This is a genomic window from Arthrobacter sp. 05T47, from assembly GCF_056395825.1.
Map to the genome: position 1 here is coordinate 1 of NZ_JBFTKG010000087.1, position 3157 is coordinate 3157.

The window sequence follows — 3157 nt, forward strand, 5'->3', positions numbered from 1 at the left end:
GATCCTCCCCACGGCCTAGAGCGGCTGGCCTATCCGCACGAGGAGTGATCGCTTCCCCTAAGCGGACGTTGTCAACTGCCGTGCAGGGTGGAAAGCCGCCACAACACTCCCTAGTCTCCAGGCCGTGGATACAGATGCAGAACTTCTAGAAGTAGCCGACACCTTCCAGATTTCAGGTTTGGGGCTGGTCGTTGTGCCGGATTTCTCGGTCCCGAAGACCGTTTGGCGGGGGCGCACCGTGTCTGCTTGCGTTCTGCGGCCCGACGGAAGCCAACTCCGTGCGGATTTGAGCTTACACGTGTCTCACTTCAACATTCGCGATCCTTCAGCACCGCTCGACCGGCGATGGCGTGTCGTCCCAACATTTCCCCGGCTCACCAAGGATGAAGTGCCTATTGGCAGCCGTGTCTTTGTCGAAGTCGACGTCGTAAACGCGCTCGGGGGCGCGGCCGAATAGGTCTGCAACGGGTCGAAAGCGTCCATCGGCGGTGCACTGATAACAGGCCCCCTAAATTTAGGGGATTGCAGACCGCTGAATAGGGGCGCAACCATGGCATGGCGTAGGGGCCAAATCGTCACGAGAGGGTGATGCCGAGGCCGCTGAACGCGGGCCGTCCTGCCCCCTCTCTGTGGAGCGGCCACTCAGCGCGGCGCTCAAGGCGCCGAGTGAGCGCGCGGGCGTCGAATTGAAGGTCGCGGCGATAGCAAGGGGCAGATGAGCGACCCCGGCGTCCCTCTCGACAACTACCGCCCGAACAGCGGGTGTCCCTAGTTGATCAGGCCGTGGGTGCGAGCCATGTCTTCCATGGCCTTGAGCCGCTGGCTTACCCCCTGCAGCGCCGTCATGACCGCTTGAAGCTCGGCCTGGGTGTAGGTGGCCGAAGCGGTCCCCGCCGAATAGGTCGCGTAGGCGCCCTTGCTGGCGATGCCAGTCGACGCGGTCCATCCGACCTCTCGCGGACCGATCACCTTCTCCAGCCCGCCCCCGGAGCGGCGCACCAGTACCCCAGTGGCGTCCAGACGGATTGAATCGACAGGCGTCCCGAAGATATCGGTCCTCAGGATCAAGGAGCCGCCGAGCCCAGCCACCCCGAAGCGGAAGTTCGTTGTGGCATCAGCCCCAACAGCCCGCATCTCCACGGGGTTGCCGGTCGTGCTTCCATACACCTCCACACGGTTCACGATGGCGCCGGACTGATATACCGCGCGCAGGGCCTCGAACCCTCGGAAGCCGCCGAAGGAGCGGGTCAGGGGCTCGCCCTGCTGGTCGACCGAAGCTGTCAGGGCATAGGTGTTGGCGGTGGCAATGCCTTCGATCGAGTTTGAGTGTCCGATCTTCGATTGGAGAATGCTGCCCGCGCCGGACGCAGCCTCGTAAATTCCGCGGGTTCCGCCGACGATCTTGTTGTCGTCGATGACGTGGCCGCCACAGGGCAGCGTGTACCCCCGGATGGCGATGTTATCGGCCGAGTTGTTGTACAGGCTGTTGCCGCACACGATTGCGCCCTGAACATCGGCCAGGAGAATCGCCTCGTTTGTGGTTCCGATTACAGTGTTACCTTCAATGACTGTAACACAGGGTGCGTCCGAGCCTTCGACAGTGATGCCCTGGAGGTTTCCGCCGCAGATATTCCCCTGCACGATGATCTGACGCTGAGTGTCGCCAGGGATAGCGAACTTGGCGATCCGGATGCCGTGCTCGTTGTTGAAGCAGCGATTACCGATGAACGCGACGTTCTCACACCGGTCCGCGCCGATCCCCGTAGACAGGTTGTTGGCGACGTAGTTCCCCTCGAACACGGCATTGTCCACGTCGATGGACAGGGCGAAGCCCCAGTCGCGATTGTTCGTGATGCGGCAGTTCTTGACGAGGACATCACGAGAGGCCGAGCTAACCGCGCCGCCATCGCCTTTGCAGTTGTCGAAGAGGCAGCTGTCGAAAACCACCCCGGTGCTCTCGAACAGGACTACCCCGGTGGCATACCAGGTGACGTCGCCAATATCCTTCCAGCCGCAGTCACGCGCCAGGAAGTTGGTGACGTTGCGCAGAGCGACGTTCACGATCTTCGTGTTGCCAGCCCCCGGACCTTGGAACGAGAAGCCCTCGAAAATCACGTTCGAGATGCTCGGATTGTTCCAAACCGCTCGCTGGTCTCCGCCGTAGCTCGGCGCGCCGGTCATGTCGATGTTCGCCGGCAGAAACACCGTCGAGCTGTCACGGCCGGCTCCGACGAAATGCGTGTGCGACTTGATCTGCAGGTTCTTGTTCAGAACGATCTGGCCGGCCGGGAGGCGCACGGGGATCTTGCTCGTCTCCATCCAGTTGATGGCCGCCTGCATCGCATCGGCGACCGTCGAAGAGGGGGACGAGTAGAACTCCAGAAGGGACGGAAAATCCCGAACGCGATCAGCGCCGGAGCGGAAAGCGTAAAGGCTCGTGCCTTGGAACAGCTTCGCGCCGAACGAGGCGGACGGAACGTTGGAAAGGTTGGCCAGGGCCCCAAGCGCACCGGCGTCCACGCCAACCGTGGGCTTTCCGTCATCATCGAAGCCGAGCAGAAGACCAGCGCGCTCGTCCGCGGCGGGGATTTCAAGGCCGCCCTCCCCGAGCGGCGCCAGCAGCGCGCGGCCGGCGTCACGGCTCACGTCCTGGATCGCCAACATGGCCTTATCCAGCGCCTGTTCGTGCGTCGATGCGGGGAACGGACCATTCGCCGTGTAGGCCGCCGTCTGGGTCAGGCCCGTGCTGCGGAAGATGCGCAGGGTCTCGCCGACGGCGACCGGCGCACCGGTCGTGAGCGAACCTCCAGTGGGCGCGCCGGCGCCCGTGATGGTGTTGCCGGTAAGGGTGGTTTCCGATCCGTCCGCAGCGATCTTCACCGCAACGATGTCGGTGTTGGCCAGGAACTTGAACGGGATCGCGAAGGGCCCCGTCGCGCCGGCGCCGGCGTAGACCACATATGCGGCTGTGGTGGAAACGGTCATGGCAACCTGAGATCAGGAGCCCGACAGCTTGTCCGCACCGCGCGGGGCCAATCGAAGCGGTTGGCCTATTCTACCGCTTGTCGCACCACGCCTTGACTGCGGAGAGGCGGCGGGTCTTCTCGGCGTTGTCGGCGCCCTCGGTGGTCAGCCATGCGCCGTACTTGGCCACGGC

2 protein-coding genes are annotated in these 3157 nt (G+C 63.5%); one reads left to right on the forward strand and one right to left on the reverse strand.

Annotated elements, in window-relative coordinates; all coding sequences use genetic code 11:
• Positions 1–124 precede the first annotated feature (124 nt).
• Positions 125–457, forward strand: coding sequence for a hypothetical protein (locus AC1DEY_RS22765; protein WP_476869979.1), 333 nt, complete (start codon positions 125–127; stop codon positions 455–457).
• 311 nt (positions 458–768) lie between these two features.
• Here AC1DEY_RS22765 and AC1DEY_RS22770 read toward each other — a convergent pair whose 3' ends face one another.
• Positions 769–2985 (reverse strand): right-handed parallel beta-helix repeat-containing protein, encoded by a 2217-nt coding sequence (locus AC1DEY_RS22770; protein WP_476869980.1) that lies wholly within the window; start codon positions 2983–2985, stop codon positions 769–771.
• Positions 2986–3157 lie beyond the last annotated feature (172 nt).

Coding starts and splice junctions, on each gene's coding strand:
- AC1DEY_RS22770 (WP_476869980.1), bottom strand. CDS start 2,985: ATGACCGTTTCCACCACAGCCGCATATGTGGTCTACGCCGGCGCCGGC.